This is a genomic window from Streptomyces sp. NPDC034111, assembly GCF_055575375.1.
On the sequence record NZ_JBVIST010000001.1, the window covers coordinates 776614 to 791118 of the forward strand.

13 protein-coding genes are annotated in these 14505 nt (G+C 71.3%); 7 read left to right on the plus strand and 6 right to left on the minus strand.

The window, feature by feature from the left end:
- Positions 1-145 precede the first annotated feature (145 nt).
- The 6 genes from ACZ55A_RS03490 (at position 146) to ACZ55A_RS03515 (ending at position 5583) form a co-directional block, all read left to right on the plus strand.
- The gene (locus ACZ55A_RS03490) at positions 146-910 is read left to right on the plus strand and encodes a DUF4383 domain-containing protein (RefSeq protein ID WP_468832462.1); all 765 of its coding nucleotides are present in this window, start codon (positions 146-148) and stop codon (positions 908-910) included.
- Positions 911-1199: 289 nt separating this feature from the next.
- Positions 1200-1904 carry a FadR/GntR family transcriptional regulator gene (locus ACZ55A_RS03495; protein WP_468832466.1) on the plus strand — a complete coding sequence of 235 codons (705 nt, stop codon included), beginning with the start codon at positions 1200-1202 and terminating at the stop codon, positions 1902-1904.
- Positions 1905-2095: 191 nt separating this feature from the next.
- Entirely contained in the window at positions 2096-3241 is a 1146-nt protein-coding gene (gene dgoD / locus ACZ55A_RS03500) for a galactonate dehydratase (RefSeq protein ID WP_468832470.1), read from the plus strand.
- Between the two features lie 180 nt (positions 3242-3421).
- A complete protein-coding gene (locus tag ACZ55A_RS03505; protein WP_468832473.1) occupies positions 3422-4042 on the plus strand; it encodes a bifunctional 4-hydroxy-2-oxoglutarate aldolase/2-dehydro-3-deoxy-phosphogluconate aldolase in 621 nt (206 codons plus the stop codon).
- Positions 4043-4109: 67 nt separating this feature from the next.
- Positions 4110-5339 carry a sugar kinase gene (locus ACZ55A_RS03510; protein ID WP_468832476.1) on the plus strand — a complete coding sequence of 410 codons (1230 nt, stop codon included), beginning with the start codon at positions 4110-4112 and terminating at the stop codon, positions 5337-5339.
- Between the two features lie 25 nt (positions 5340-5364).
- A complete protein-coding gene (locus tag ACZ55A_RS03515; protein WP_468832479.1) occupies positions 5365-5583 on the plus strand; it encodes an FmdB family zinc ribbon protein in 219 nt (72 codons plus the stop codon).
- 45 nt (positions 5584-5628) lie between these two features.
- Here the strand turns inward: ACZ55A_RS03515 and ACZ55A_RS03520 are convergent, their stop codons facing one another.
- The 4 genes from ACZ55A_RS03520 to ACZ55A_RS03535 form a co-directional block, all read right to left on the minus strand.
- Positions 5629-6288 (minus strand): O-methyltransferase, encoded by a 660-nt coding sequence (locus ACZ55A_RS03520; protein WP_468832482.1) that lies wholly within the window; start codon positions 6286-6288, stop codon positions 5629-5631.
- 128 nt (positions 6289-6416) lie between these two features.
- Complete coding sequence (locus ACZ55A_RS03525; RefSeq protein ID WP_468832485.1) at positions 6417-7214, minus strand: HAD family hydrolase; 798 nt, start codon at positions 7212-7214, stop codon at positions 6417-6419.
- Positions 7214-9766, minus strand: coding sequence for a phosphoribosyltransferase (locus ACZ55A_RS03530; protein WP_468832489.1), 2553 nt, complete (start codon positions 9764-9766; stop codon positions 7214-7216). The genes ACZ55A_RS03525 and ACZ55A_RS03530 overlap by 1 nt, the downstream gene beginning before the upstream one ends.
- Positions 9767-9805: 39 nt before the next feature.
- A complete protein-coding gene (locus ACZ55A_RS03535) occupies positions 9806-10978 on the minus strand; it encodes an HpcH/HpaI aldolase/citrate lyase family protein (protein ID WP_468832492.1) in 1173 nt (390 codons plus the stop codon).
- A gap of 218 nt (positions 10979-11196) precedes the next feature.
- Between ACZ55A_RS03535 and ACZ55A_RS03540 the strand changes: the two genes are divergently transcribed.
- Positions 11197-12405, plus strand: a complete 1209-nt coding sequence (locus ACZ55A_RS03540; RefSeq protein ID WP_468832495.1) for a TerD family protein — start codon at positions 11197-11199, stop codon at positions 12403-12405.
- A gap of 79 nt (positions 12406-12484) precedes the next feature.
- On the opposite strand, the gene ACZ55A_RS03545 is transcribed toward ACZ55A_RS03540, so the two are convergent.
- Both ACZ55A_RS03545 and ACZ55A_RS03550 read right to left on the minus strand, forming a co-directional pair.
- The gene (locus tag ACZ55A_RS03545) at positions 12485-13210 is read right to left on the minus strand and encodes a TerD family protein (RefSeq protein ID WP_468834619.1); all 726 of its coding nucleotides are present in this window, start codon (positions 13208-13210) and stop codon (positions 12485-12487) included.
- A gap of 117 nt (positions 13211-13327) precedes the next feature.
- The gene (locus tag ACZ55A_RS03550; protein ID WP_468832498.1) at positions 13328-14476 is read right to left on the minus strand and encodes a DUF475 domain-containing protein; all 1149 of its coding nucleotides are present in this window, start codon (positions 14474-14476) and stop codon (positions 13328-13330) included.
- Between the last annotated feature and the right edge of the window lie 29 nt (positions 14477-14505).

Below are 14505 nucleotides of genomic sequence, written 5' to 3' on the forward strand. Positions count from 1 at the left end.
GCCTGTGGGGCGAGGCTGGTGGGCGCGGCGGGCCGGGCGGTCGTTTGAAAGTGATCTTTCGGAGCGATGGCGTGAAGCGACCCGGGGGCGGATCCTGGTGTTTGAGCACGGCCCAGGCGGCACATCTGCGCGAAGGAGGCCGGATATGGCTACTGGGGCTACTGGCCAGACCCTGCACGGGCCCATGGGGCGGTTCCACCGGGGTAAGCGGCACCGCGCCCATACCCGGCTCGACGAGCACCTGCCCGTGGACCACGCGCTCAGCAAGGTCTACCGCATCGGCGCCGGGCTGATGGGCCTGGTACTGATCGCCTTCGGCATCCTCGGTTTGATGCACCACATCGGCTTCTTCGACACCGGCGGCGACACCGTTGCCGGCCTGAACACCAACGGCTCGCTGAGCGTGCTGTCGATCGTCGTCGGAGCGATCCTCTTCGCCGGCATGGTGATCGGCGGGAACTTCGCCTCGACGCTCAACATCGTCCTCGGCGCCCTCTTCCTGCTCAGCGGATTCGTGAACCTGGCACTGCTGGACACCGACGCGAACTTCCTCGCCTTCCGGATCCAGAACGTCCTGTTCAGCTTCGTGGTCGGGCTGATGCTGCTGGTCTTCGGGATGTACGGACGGGTCAGCGGCGGCCTCCCGCACGACAACCCGTACTGGCGCGCCCGGCACCCTGAGGAGGCGGAGCGCTTCGACCGCGGCGAGTTGCATCCGGTGCCCGGCATGACGGCCGGACGGATGTCGTGGCGCGAAAAGATCCAAGGCGCCCCGCACGCGGGTCTCGGTTCGCTCGGCCCCGGTACCAGTGGCACAGGCAGCCGTATGAGCAGGAGTCGGGAGAGGAGCGGGGGCGCCGGATCCGGTGGCTCCGGTGCCTCCGGTGCCTCCGGTGGCAAGCAGGCGTGAGGGAGGCATGAGCCGGGGCGCCCCGAGTCGGCTCCGGCGCCTGGGTAAGCGGGGTAGGTGAGCGGGGTTCCTCCGTAAGCCGGGTTCCGTACGCGGGAAGTCCTCAGCAGGAAGGCGGGAGAAGGGGCGTCAGGGCGTACCGAGGTGGGATTGGGGTGCTCGGTACGCCCTGGCGACGGGTGTGGGGTGCGCGGTGCACGGAACGGAACGGAACGGAACGGGATCTGCGGTGCACGCCACCGAACGGGAGCAGTTGAGCAGTTGAGCAGGGAGCAGGGAGCAGGGAAGCATGAGTCGGTCGGGGCGCCCCGCCTCCACCGCGGGGCACGGGGTGCAGTACGCGACAGCCGAAGCGCTCGCCCAGCGGATCTTCAAAGGCATCTACGGCGAGGGCGAAACCCTGGTCGTGCCGGAGCTGATGGCTGAACTGGACGTCAGCCAGACCGTACTGCGCGAGGCGATCAAGGTGCTGACCACGAAGGGGCTACTGGACACCCACCAGGACCGTGGCACGTTCGTCAGTCCGCGCGAGGAGTGGAATCTCCTGGACGCGGAGGTGCTGCGCTGGAAGCTGGCGGCAGGGGTGTCCTCCGATTTCTTCGCCGATGTGCTCGAACTGCGGCGTTCCATCGAACCCGCCGCGGCCGCGCTCGCCGCCGAGCGCCGTACCGATGATGATCTGGCGGCCCTGGATGCCGCGCTGCATGCGATGGCCGCGACCGATGACGACCCGGCACAGCTCGTACGCGCCGATGCCGCGTTCCACACGGCGATGCTGGTCGCCTCGAACAATCGCTTCTACGCCCAGATGCACCGGCTGATCGTGCCGGTGCTCGTCGAGCGCGACCGGGCGGTGCTCGCCGCCAACGGCGCCGTTCAGAACCCGCATGCGGCACACGCCGCGGTCGTCGAGGCGGTACGGAACCAGGACGTCGACGGCGCGTACATGGCGATGCTTGAGCTGCTTGACATCTCGGCGCGGGAGCATCCGTGAGCGGCCACCGACGGTAGGGCTGCCTTGTAGGGGACGCCCCGGGAGGGCCGGTCACCCGCGGGAGGGCGGGTCACCCCCCGCCCTGCGGGCCCGCCTGTGCTCAACCGCCCCACCCACCCGTTACGCCGCCGCCCCTTACGGGCAGAACGCCGGAACCGCGCCTCGTACGTGCCGAAAGGACGGTCCGGTCCATGGAGATCAGCCGCATCGAGACGTTTCTGGCGCCGCCGCGCTGGATGTTCGTACGGGTGGAGACCGATGAGGGGCTGGTCGGATGGGGTGAGCCGGTGGTCGAGGGGCGGGCGGAGCCGGTCCGGGCGGCCGTCGAGGTGCTGGCCGAGTATCTGCTGGGCCAGGATCCGGCGCGGATCGAGGACCACTGGCAGGTCATGACCAAGGGCGGCTTCTACCGGGGCGGGCCGGTCCTGTCGTCGGCCGTCGCCGGCCTGGACCAGGCGCTGTGGGACATCAAAGGGAAGGCGTACGGAGTCCCCGTCCACCAGCTGCTGGGCGGGCCGGTGCGGGAGCGGATCCGCGCCTATGCGTGGGTCGGCGGCGATGAGCCGGAGGCCATCCGTGACGCGGTCACCGCACAGGTCGAAGCGGGCTTCACGGCCGTCAAGATGAACGGCTGCGGCCGGATGAGCCCGGTGGCGACCCGCGCCGAAGTGCGCGCATGTCTGCTCCGCGCCGAGACCGCACGTGAAGTCCTGGGTGAGGAACGGGACTTCGGTCTCGACTTCCACGGCCGGGTCTCCCCCGCCAACGCCCGCAGGCTCCTTCCCCTGCTGGCCGAGCATGCGCCGATGTTCGTCGAGGAACCGGTCCTCCCCGATTACCTTCAAGCCCTCCCTGATCTCGTCAACGCCTCCACCATCCCCCTCGCACTCGGTGAACGTCTCTTCACCCGGCGAGAGTTCCTGGCTCCGCTGCAAGCGGGCGTCGCGATCCTTCAGCCCGATATCTCGCATGCGGGCGGCATCTCCGAGGTGCGCCGGATCGCCGCACTCGCGGAGGCATACGGCGCACAGCTCGCCCCGCACTGTCCGCTCGGCCCGGTCGCGCTGGCCGCGAGCCTCCAAGTCGCCTTCACCACACCGAACTTCCTCATCCAGGAGCAGTCCATCGGCATCCACTACCACCAGGGCGCGGAGCTGCTGGACTATGTGGTGGATCCGGAGCCGTTCCGTTTCCACGACGGGTCGCTGCTGCGGACCGAGCGTCCTGGACTGGGGGTGGAGGTGGACGAGGCCGCCGTACGGGCGGCCGACGAGCGGGGGCACGCCTGGCGGAACCCTGTGTGGCGCTATGAGGACGGGGCGTTCGCCGAGTGGTGAGCCTGCCCCGGCCCGCCGCGCCCCCACCCGGCCACTTGGCCACTTGGCCACTTGGCCCAGTCTGACAAACGGCCCGCCGATCTGCCCCGCCCCGGAATAATCGAAGACACCACCCGCGCGCCCGAACGACCCCGACGCGCAGTACGTATACGCCGGGGAGCGGAGAAAGTAGGAATCGCCATGGACTTCAGCGAAGCGCTCCGGAGCGAGCGGCTGGTCGCCCTCATCAGGGGCAGTGATGCGGAGGCTTCCTTCCGTACGGTCATGGCACTCGCGGAGGCAGATGTTCCGCTGATCGAGGTCTCCCTCAGCGGCAAGGACGCGCTCAAGGTCATCCGGCGGGCGCGGGCCGAGCTCGGCGATGCGGCCTGGCTCGGCGCGGGCGCCGTCCTGACCGGCAATGACGCCCGGCGCGCCGCCGAGGCCGGGGCGAATCTGATCGTCACCCCCGGGCTGGGGGCCGGACTGGAGGAGTCCGTACGGCAGGGGCTGCCGACGCTCGCCGGGGTGATGACTCCGTCCGAGGTGATCGCGGCCGAGGCGCTGGGGGTGTCGGCGCTGATGCTGTTCCCGGCGTCGGCCGGCGGTCCCGGGTACCTCCAGGCGCTCCGCGGTCCCTTCCCCGAGGTGCCGTTCGTACCGGTCGGCGGGGTGGACGCGGCTGTGGCACCGGCGTACTTCGATGCCGGGGCGGTGGCTGTGGGCGTCGGCACCCCGCTGGTCGGGGACGCTGCGGACGGCGGCGATCTGGAGGAGCTGCGCAAGCGCGCGGCGGAGTTCAAGGCGGTGTGCGCACAGTGAGGGCGGAGGGTGACGGACGCACGGTGTGAGGGATGGACGGTGACGGGCGCGCGGTGAGGGGCGGACGGTGACCGGACGGATGGTGCAGGGCGCGGGGGACGGGCCTACGCCGCGGGGCGGTGAGGTCAGGGAGCCGGGGGCAGCGCACGGGGGTCCTCCGCTCCCTGGGCCGGGGGGCCGCCCGGACGTCTTCACCTTCGGCGAGACCATGGTCGCGCTGCGCGGCAGTGGCCCGCTGAGGCTCGGCGGCGCGATGCAGGTCTCCATCGCCGGCGCGGAGAGCAATGTCGCGATCGGCCTGGCCCGGCTGGGGCACACCGTCCGCTGGGCAGGCGCGGTGGGCGACGACGAGGCCGGGGAGCTGGTGCTCCGTACACTGCGGGCCGAGGGCGTCGAGGTGTCCGGCGCCGTCACCGACCCCGGCGCGCCGACCGGACTGGTGCTCTTCGAGCCGCGGCTGCCCGACGTCACGCGGGTGCACTACTACCGCGCGGGGTCGGCCGGCTCGCGGCTCACGGCGGACGCCGTCGAAGGCGCCTTCTCCGCCGCGCCGCCCCGCGTGCTGCATCTGACGGGCATCACCCCGTCCCTGAGTGCCACGGCTCGTTCGGCGGCCGGCCGGTGCCTCGAACTGGCCCGCAGATACGGTGCGTTGGTCTGCGTCGATGTCAACTTCCGCGCCCGGCTGTGGCCCGCCGAGGAGGCTGCGGCGGTCCTCGGCGCGTGGATGCCGTACGTCGACGTGCTGATCGCCTCGGACGATGAGCTTCCGCTCTGCCTCCCCGGGGGTGCGGGCCCGGTGGCTGAGGCGGCGGACATCGGCACCACTGCCGTCACCGGCACCACAGGGGCCACGGGCACCACGGCCGACGCTGCCGCACGTACGGCCACTGCCGACGCCGCCGCACATACGGCCACTCCCGCCGCCCTCGCCCCTGACGCCGCTGACACCCCGACCGCCACCCGAGCGGCCGCCCAGGCCAAGCTCCTGCTGGAGCTGGGCGTCGGCGAGGTCGTGGTCAAGCTCGGTGCGGACGGAGCGACGGTCTTCACCGGCGAAGGGCGGCTGCACCGGCCCGCCAGGCCGGTGCGGGCCGTGGACGCCGTGGGCGCCGGCGATGCCTTTGTGGCCGGGTACCTCTCGGCGCTGCTGGACGGTGCGGGGCCGGCCGGGCGCCTTGAGCGGGCCGTCACCACCGGGGCGTTCGCGGTCGCCTCCCACGGCGACTGGGAGGGCGCGCCGACCCGTGCGGAGCTGGGCATGCTGGGCGCGCCGCCCGGTACCGTCGTGCGCTGAGCAGCGCCGCGGCTAATCTGTGGCCATGCCTCGTTATGAATACCGGTGCCGCCCCTGTGGCTCCACCTTCGAGCTCAGCCGGCCGATGGCCGAGTCCTCCGCCCCGGCCGTCTGCCCCGAAGGCCACGAGGACACCGTGAAGCTGCTCTCCACGGTCGCCGTCGGCGGCTCCTCGACCGCCCCCGCCGCTCCTTCCGCCGCCCCGAGCGGCGGCGGCTGCTGCGGAGGCGGCTGCTGCGGCTAGGACGCGTCTCCGAGGCCGGGCCCGCGCGGGCCCGGTCCGTCGGTGCTACCGCTTGCGGGCCAGCGTCAGGCCGTCCGCCACGGTGAGCATCACCGCTTCCATGCGCCGGTCCGCCTGCACATGGTCGTTGAACGCCCTGATCGCCAGGGCCGATCCGGTCGCGGCCGGGTCGACGACCTGGCCGCTGTACAGGACGTTGTCCGCGATGATCAGGCCGCCGGGCCTCATGCGCGGCACCAGCTCTTCCCAGTAGGCGATGTAGCCGCCCTTGTCCGCGTCGACGTAGGCGAGATCGATATGCGGCTCGGCCGGCATCGCCCGCAGGGTTTCCAGCGCGGGCGCGATGCGCAGCTCGATACGGTCCGCGACACCGGCCTTCGCCCAGGCCTCCTGGCCGTACGCGGTCCACTCCTCGGAGACGTCGCAGGCGATCAGCGTGCCGTTCGCGGGCAGCGCCTGGGCCATGGACAGGGTCGAGTACCCGGTGAACGTCCCCACCTCGACGATGTGCCGGGCGCCGGTCAGCCGCACGAGGAAGGCGAGCAGCGGCCCCTGCTCCTCCGCCGACTGCATCATCGCCGCCTCGGGGAACCGCTCGCGGGTGAGCTCCACGATCTCCCGCTGTGCCGCATTCAACGGCGGGTTGTGGGCGAGGAGGTAGTCGTACAGCTCCGGTGTGATCGGCGTGCTCTTGGTTTCTGCCACTGGCTCTCCTTTGATCAAGGATCGCGGTCCCGGCCGGTCACCGGACGGTGCAGCCGACCGCCTCGGCGAGACTAGCCGAGCTCCGTGGCCGCCAGGGCTGTTCCCGGCCTTGACGCCCCCGGCCGGGGTCAGCCGCGGAGGAAGGCCCGCAGAATCTCCTCACCCGCGGCGACGCCCCGTTCGTCGAGCGCCGTGACATGGGGGGCGTGCCAGCCGGAGTCCGCCAGTTCGCCGTGGCCCGGGCGCCAGCCGCGGTGCGCGGCGAGCAGCAGATCGGCGTCGAGCAGGGAGTCGCCCGCCGCGAGGATCCTGGTGGCCCCGGTGCGCCGGGCCACCTCCGCCACCGCGGCACTCTTGGTCAGCGGCTGCGGTACGGCGTAGATCTTGCGGCCCTGGAGGGAGACGGTCCAGCCGCGTTCCTCCGCCCAGGCGGCGAGGTCCTTGACCCAGGTGTCGGGCAGCAGCGCCCGCTCCACGACCAGATAGGCGAAGAGGTCCTCCGCGGCCCGTTCCTTGAGCAGCCAGGCCGGGTCGGCGGTGCGGACGAGGTGGGTACGGATCTCGTCCAGGGGCGCGCACTGTGCGGCGAGCCGCTCGGCGACGGTGCGCTGCCAGTCCGGGTCCGACTCGCCGCGTACCAGCAGATGGCCGCCGTTGGCGCAGATCGCGAACTCCGGTGGCGGGCCGGGGAGATGGATGCGTCCGTACTGTTCGCGGGTGCGGGTGGTGGTCGGTACGAAGGTGGTGCCGCCGGCCAGTTCGGCGAGCAGGCCGGCGGCCGTCTCGGTCAGGTAGGACAGCGGCTTGTGCTGATAGGTCTCGACGCAGAGCAGCCGCGGGGCCTCGGCGTCGGGCATGGTCAGGCCCAGTGCGGCGGCCGAATAGATCAGGGTGCGGTCGAGATCGCTGGCGACGATGGTGCTCATCAGGAGGCCACCGCCTTGCCGTCGGCGCCCGTCGCCCCGCAGGTGAACCGGGGGTGGATCAACCCGACGCAGGTGTAGGGCAGTGCGTCGACCTCTTCGACGGGTACGCCCCGCTGTTCGGCCAGGAGGCGCACATGAGCGAGATCGGCCCCGGCGTCCTGGCGGGCCAGGATCTTCCAGGGGACCCGGCGCAGCAGTACGCGCGTGGTCTCGCCGACACCGGGCTTCACGAGGTTGACGTCGTGGATGCCGTACTCCTCGCTGATCCGCTCGACGGCCGCCCAGCCGGCCCAGGTGGGGGCCCGGTCTTCGGCGGCCAGCTCCTTCACCTCCGCGGCGACGTCCTCGGCGACCTCGTCGAAGCGCTCACTGACCGCGTCCAGGAACGCGCGCGACACATCGGTCGCGGCCAGCTCGCGGTAGAACTTGGCGCCGTGGAAGTCGTCCGGGCCCACCAGGTCGTCGCGCAGCACCGTGCGCGATATCAGGCCGGAAACGGTCGAGTTGAGGCAGGCGGACGGGATCAGGAAGTCGTCGCGGGTGCCGTAGGTGTCGACGCAGCCTCCGGGGTCGGCGAGTACCGCGATCCGCGGGTCGAAGCCCGGGAAGTCCGCCAGGGCCTGGGCGAGTTCGCGGGTGATGGCGCCCTTGCCGGTCCAGCCGTCGACGAAGACGACGTCCGCCGGGTCATGACGGTCGGCCAGCCAGCGCAGCGCCGTGGTGTCGATCCCCCGGCCGCGGACGATCGAGACCGCGTAGTGCGGCAGGTCCAGGCCGTGTGCGTGCCGCGCCCAGCGGCGCATCAGCACCCCGACAGGGGTACCGGCCCGGGCCAGCGAGACCAGTACGGGGCGGGGGCTGCGTTCGGCGAGCACGGTCTCGGTGACGGTACCGACGGCGCGGGCGATCCGGCCCGCGGAGGCCTGGAGTGCGCTGTGGAAGAGCGCCTGGTACTGCTCGCTCGGCTGGTATTCGACCGGCAGCGACTCGGCGTAGTGGGCGCCGCCGCGCTGGATCGCCTCCTCGCGTTCCTCCGTGGGGGCCTCCAGGGTGACGCCGGACAGATCCTGGAGCAGCCAGCCGACCTCGTCGGGGGCGTAGGAGGAGAAGACGGGGCCGCGCAGCGGCTCGGGGAGGGACATGGTCGGCGCCTGGGGTCGGGGGGTGTAGGAGGGGACGACGGCGAGCAGCAGCCGGTCGGTGTGTGCGGCGAGGCGGGCCAGCAGCCCGTCGGGGGCGTGCAGTTCGGGGGTGTCGCCGTGCGAGTCGACGACGGCGACGATGGCGTCGAAGCGCCGTGCCGGGTCGGCGCCGGCCGCGACGTTGTAGGCGTACCGCTCCCCCGGTCCGTCGGCCGGCCGGTCGTGGGCGGGGAAGGACAGCCGGGTCCGGATCGCGTAACCGGGGTCGTCCACGGCGAGCACGGGCGACCGGGTGGTGGTGGAGAAGTGGACGCCGGGGCCCGCGGCGGGGGCGGACGGCCGGGCGGTGCGCGGTGCGTCGCCGCCGTCCGTGCCGTTCGTCCGCTCCGCCTCCGACACCAGCGCGTCCAGGGCCTCGGCGAGCCGCAGCGGGGCGTACATCAGCTCCTCGTTGCCGAGGACGAGGATGCGCCGTGCGCCGTGCAGATGCCGCGCGATCCGGGCCGCCATGTCCGGCAGTCCGGCCGCCAGCCGTGCGCGGTGAGCCGGGGTGAAGCCGTGCCGCCCGCCGTCCGGCAGCCCGGCGGGCCAGTCCAGGTCGATCCGTACGGCGTCCGTGCCGCGGCGGGCGGCGGGCACGGACGCGGTTTCCGGTGCGGCCGACGTCCCCTCTGCCGCACGGGCCTCGTGCGCGGCCACGAGTTCCTGGCCGCGCCGCAGGACGTCCTCGGGCAGCCCTACGCCGCCGGCGGCCAGCGCCACGAGATCGACGCGGGCGCCCAGTTCCGCCGCGAACTCCTCCAGACGGCCGCGGTCCGCGTCGGAGCGCATATCGACCAGCGCGACGACGACGTACCACTCGCGCGGGAAGCGGGCATGCAGCGCCTTGATGGTGTTCAGGACGGTCTTCCCGGTGGAGAACTCGTCGTCGACGAGGACCAGTGGCCCGTCGCCGGCGAGGAGGCCGGGGTCCTCGGGGAGCAGCAGATGCGAGGTGGCGTGGCTGTGCTCCTCTTCGAAGCCGCCCACCTGTGCCACACCGTCCACCGGCCGCCGGGTGGAGTGCAGATACGGCGCGAGCGCCAGCCCGTCGGCCACCGAGTGGCCCAGGCCGGTGGCGGTCTCGGCGTAGCCCAGGACCACGGAGCGGGCGGCGGCTTCGTCACCCAGCAGCTCGCGCACTCGGCGCCCCAGCCCCACGCCGGCGCCGTGGACCACCCCGGGCCGCTGTGGCACGTGCTTGCCCAGCACGTTCGACACGAGCAGATGGGCCCGCTTGGGGTTGCGCCGCAGCGCGAGCCCCAGCAGGTCCGGCAGCTCGTCCCCGCCGCTCAGCGAGACCCCGAGCCGGCCGGCGACCCATTCTCCCGTCCACACCACGCGTTCCGTCTCCTCCGTCGTACCGTTCATACCGTCCGCCGCATCTCTTGCCGCACCGTCCGCCGTCCCTCAGGTCCCGGGCAGGCTTGCCGTCAGCAGCTCCACGAAGCCGATGCCCTCCCGGGCGACGCCGAAGGCCTCGGCGCGCAGCAGGGTCCGTTCGGCCCAGGCGCGGTGCGGCTTCACCTCGTTCATCTTGTTCGTATAGGCGGAGCGCAGAACCCCGCCGTCGCAGCGTTCCGGCCGCAGGATGTCCACCGCGTCGCTGAACTCCTCGTGGCTGACGACCGAGAGGGCGTGCACCGGGGCCACATGGGTGGGGTGGATGCAGGTCTTGCCCTGGAGGCCGTTGGCGCGGTCGAGTTCGATCTCGCGCAGCAAACCGTCCATGTCGTGCTCGATCAGCGCTGTACGCAATTCCTCGGCGCGTCCGAGGAACGGGCTGCGCCGCAACTGTGGCTTGAACATCCGCTCGTGCAGCCGGAAGTACTCCCAGACCGGGCCGGTGACCGTGAAGCCGGTACCGTCCGCCCGGCCCAGGACGTTCACCACGTCGGCGATCACGGAGGCGACGATCTGCACGTCGTACGCCGTCATGTCGGGCGCTCTTCGCAGGCCGTACGCGGAGCAGAAGTCCGTGACGCCGAGCCGCAGGGCGAGGACCCGGTCCCGGTACTTGTCGACGGTCCGGGCGATGCCCTGAAGGGTCTCGGCGCGGCTCTCCAGATGGAGCAGCTGCGGGGACTCCAGGACCGGCATGGCGAACAGCCGTCGGTCGACGGCCGACTCGGCCGCGGTCAGCGCTTCGAGGAACGGGAGGCCGCGCTCCTCGGTGAACTTCGGAAGTACAAATCCAGACAGTCTGTGCACCGTCCGGCCCATGCGGCGGACGAGGTCCGGTATTTGGCCCGGGGCACGGACGCGGATGAAGAGCAGCGGCAGTTCCGCACCCTGCTCGGCCGCCTCGTCGAGGAGGGCGAGCTGGCGGACGAGGTTCTCCTCGCCGGCCTCGACGTCGCCGTCCCCTATGGAGTCCTCAAGGCACAGCACCATCGACATCACGCCACGTCCTGCCTGTTTCAGGACGTCGGTGGCGAGCTGCGGGCGGGTGGCGGGGCTGTAGAGCGTCGCGCCAAGGGCCACCGCGAGCGTGCGGGGCGGGGAGTCGGCGGTGAACTCCGCGGGCTCCTGGTGGAACAGTTGCTTCCGGATGTCGGGCGGAAGGTGCCCAAAATGACGCATATAACTCCCCGTGTACATGCGGGACCCGGGCACCCCCGCTGCGTCTCGCTGTCTGGATCCAGCCGGTAATCGTACGTGCGTGGGGGTGTGGTTGGTTCCCGCGCGCGTGAAAATCACGTAACCCCCATGAGGCTTTGAGGTGTCCGGGACCGCGCCGCTTGCATCGGCTCACGGGCCCCGCGTTGTCCCTGCTACCTCCGGGAAGGCAGGATTGCGGCATGACGCACGCGATGTTGAAAGGGTCGAACGTACCCCTCGACGCCACGGCCGTCCGGGCCGTCCTGCGGTGGACACCCGGGGCCGGTGTTCCGGATGTCGACGCCTCGGCCCTGCTGGTGGGGCCAGAGGGACACGTGCGTTCCGATGAGGACTTCGTCTTCTACAACCAGCCCCGGCACCCCAGCGGCCTGGTGCGGCACCGGCCCAAGACCGGGCTGGCCGAGCATCTGACCGACACCATCGAGGCGGATCTCTCGGCGCTGGAGCCGTCGGTCGAACGGGTCGTGCTGGCCGCTTCGTCGGACGGCGGTGCCTTCGCGGGCGTCACGGATCTGCGGGTCCTGATCTACGACGCGGCGGAGAGCGACGGCGAGCCGGTTGCGGTCTTCGACGTGGAGCCGGAGACCGGCGATGAGACGGCGCTGATCTGCGGGGAGTTGTACCGCCGCGGCGAGGGCTGGAAGTTCCGCGCCCTGGGACAGGGGTACGCCAGCGGTCTGGTCGGGCTGGCGACCGAGTTCGGGATCTCGGTGGAGGACCACGACACCGGCGGCGGGGACGGTGCGGAGGGCGCGGACGGCGCCGCCGGTGCCGATGGCGCGAGCAGCACCCCGTCGGCCGCGGCCACGGAGGAGCCCGCACCGGCGCCGGCCGGGTCGGAGCCGACGGAAGCCCTCCCCGTACCCCCGCAGAGCGGGGCCCCCTCCCCCGCGTCCCCGGACGCGCCCGCGGACGGCGGCCCCGCCCCCTCCGCTTCGGGCCCGGCCTGCCCCACGACCCCGCCGCCGAGCACCTGGCCCGAGGAGGCCTCGGGCCCGCCGTCCGCGGTACCTCCGCAGGGCTCTCCGGCGTCGGATCCCGCCGCGGTCACCCAGCATGTGCCCGACGCGATGCCGGAGCCGTTCTCCGCCGCGCCGCTGCCCTCGGCCGCCGCGCCCGCGGGCCCCCCACCCACGACCGGCGGCTACGGCTACCCGCAGAACGTTCCGCCGCCCCCCACGCAGCCCCCGGGCCAGCCCGCCTACGGCTATCCGGGGCCGCCGCCCCAGTACCAGCCCCCGCCGTCCGCGTACGGCTATCCGCAGCCGCCGCAGCAACAGCCGCATCCGGCCGCGACGTACGGCTATCCGGTGCAGCAGCCGCCGGCGTTCGTACCGGACCCGTCCTTCGTGCTGCCGCCCCAGGGGCCGCAGTTCCAGCGCCGGTAGGGACGGTCGCGGCCGAGAAGCCCCCGCGGGCGGCTCCGGGTGTGCCGGGGCGCCGGCACACGCCGCGCGCCCCGGCCGCTCAGACCTTTGACTTGTACCCGCGGCCCCACTGAAGTCCCCAGCCGTAGAGCCGGTCGAGCTCTGCCTGGAAGCCGTAGACGTACTTCACCTCGCGGCGCACCGTCAGCTCGCCCTTGACGTTCTCCAGCATGAAGACGGCGCAGGAACGGGCCTGTGGCGCCCGTTCGTCCAGCTTGACCTCCACCCGCGGACCGCTGCTCGGATAGAGCGTCACGACGGCATGGGTGCGGTCGAACGCCGGTGTGCCGTCGTAGATGTAGACGAAGATCAGCATCCGCTTGATCTCGTCGCGGTGGTCCAGGTTGATGTACAGCGTCTCCCCGGACCCCGAACCGAAGCGGTCGTCACCACTGAGCTGGACGAAGGGCGGCCCGTTGAGCTCGCCGAGGAAGTTGCCCAGCGGCTGCGTGACGCCCTTGGTGCCGTCCTTCAGCTCGTACAGACAGGCCAGGTCCAGGTCGACATTGACCACGGCCGGTCCCTGCGCCTGGACGATCTCGGGCTTGAACAGCTTGCCCGGATGCCGCAGCAGCCCGCCCCGGCCCTGTCCGCCCCGCTCATGGAAGTCGGAGGTCCGCATCTGCCAGTGCAGATTGACCCGCAGATGCCCACTGGCCGCTCCCTGCTTGGTCAGGGAGATGGCCGGATTGCGTTTTGTCAGCTCGACGACGTACGACGCTCCGCCGCTGTCGAAGTCGAATTTCTGGGCGCCACCGCGCCACATCTTCCCCAGGAACGACACCTTGCCCACCCCATCGCTCGGCCCCAATTACCGCGGGGCGGCCCGGAGGTCTGGACCTCAGGGCCGCCCCGCAGAGAGCGTTCCTCAATCAGCGCCGCGTCACACTCCGGACGCGACTTCCGGCTTCTCGCCCGCCGGATCGCCCGGCCTGCCCTCGCGCCGGTTCCGGATCACGGACGAGGCGAAGGAGAGGCCGATCAGCACGATGCCGACCAGGCCGGTGACGACCTCGTGGATCTCGTACTTGATCGTGATCAGCAGGATGACGGCCAGCGCGCCGATGGCGTAGTGCGCGCCGTGCTCCAGGTAGACGTAGTCGTCCAAGGTGCCCTTGCGGACCAGGAAGACGGTCAGCGACCGGATGTACATCGCACCGATGCCCAGGCCCAGCGCCATCATGAAGATGTCGTTGGTGATGGCGAAGGCGCCGATGACCCCGTCGAAGGAGAAGGACGCGTCGATGACCTCGAGGTAGAGGAACAGGAAGAACGCGGCCTTGCCCGCCAGGCCCACCACCGAGGCGGAGCCGTTCGTCGCGGGCGCCGCGGCGGCCTGGCCGGCCTCCTCGCCGTCCGCGTCCTCGTCGTCCGCGTCCTCCTCCAGCTTTGCCTCGAAGTACCCGGAGATCCCGCCGACAACCAGGTAGGTGATCAGGCCCGCGACGCCGGACAGCAGGACCGTGGCGCTCTTGTCACCGCCGCCGTGCGCCACATTGGTGGCCACGGTCATCGCGGTCACCATCAGGACGACCAGCGAGATGATGACCGACAGCGTGTCGAGCTTGCCGATCTTGGCCATCGGCTTCTCGATCCACGACAGCCACTTGTAGTCGCGCTCCTCGAAGATGAAGTCGAGGAAGATCATCAAAAGGAACATCCCGCCGAAGGCCGCAATGGCCGGGTGGGCGCTGGTGACGAGTTCCTGGTAATGCGGCTTGTCGTTGATGGCGAGTTTGACCGCCTCGATCGGCCCCAGTTTCGCGGTGATCGCGACGATGACGACCGGGAAGACCAGTCGCATGCCGAATACCGCGACGAGAATGCCGACGGTCAGGAAGATCTTCTGCCAGAACGCGTTCATCTTGCGCAGGATGCCCGCGTTGATGACGGAGTTGTCGAACGAGAGCGAGATCTCCAGAACTGACAGGATCCCGACAATCGCGAGCCCCTGCCACCCCCAGAGCACGCCTGCCAAGGCAAGACCGAGCACCGTGATGGCGAACGACCAGCCAAAGGTTTTCAGGAGCACTGCCTACCCAATCCCTCGCTGTGTGGGTC

Bases quoted from the DNA above. Each gene is read 5' to 3' on its own strand.
- ACZ55A_RS03495 (WP_468832466.1), top strand. From the start codon at position 1,200: ATGAGTCGGTCGGGGCGCCCCGCCTCCACCGCGGGGCACGGGGTGCAG.
- dgoD (WP_468832470.1), top strand. From the start codon at position 2,096: ATGGAGATCAGCCGCATCGAGACGTTTCTGGCGCCGCCGCGCTGGATG.
- ACZ55A_RS03525 (WP_468832485.1), bottom strand. From the start codon at position 7,214: ATGAGCACCATCGTCGCCAGCGATCTCGACCGCACCCTGATCTATTCG.
- ACZ55A_RS03545 (WP_468834619.1), bottom strand. From the start codon at position 13,210: ATGTGGCGCGGTGGCGCCCAGAAATTCGACTTCGACAGCGGCGGAGCG.
- ACZ55A_RS03530 (WP_468832489.1), bottom strand. From the start codon at position 9,766: ATGAACGGTACGACGGAGGAGACGGAACGCGTGGTGTGGACGGGAGAA.
- ACZ55A_RS03535 (WP_468832492.1), bottom strand. From the start codon at position 10,978: ATGCGTCATTTTGGGCACCTTCCGCCCGACATCCGGAAGCAACTGTTC.
- ACZ55A_RS03540 (WP_468832495.1), top strand. From the start codon at position 11,197: ATGACGCACGCGATGTTGAAAGGGTCGAACGTACCCCTCGACGCCACG.
- ACZ55A_RS03515 (WP_468832479.1), top strand. From the start codon at position 5,365: ATGCCTCGTTATGAATACCGGTGCCGCCCCTGTGGCTCCACCTTCGAG.
- ACZ55A_RS03505 (WP_468832473.1), top strand. From the start codon at position 3,422: ATGGACTTCAGCGAAGCGCTCCGGAGCGAGCGGCTGGTCGCCCTCATC.
- ACZ55A_RS03490 (WP_468832462.1), top strand. From the start codon at position 146: ATGGCTACTGGGGCTACTGGCCAGACCCTGCACGGGCCCATGGGGCGG.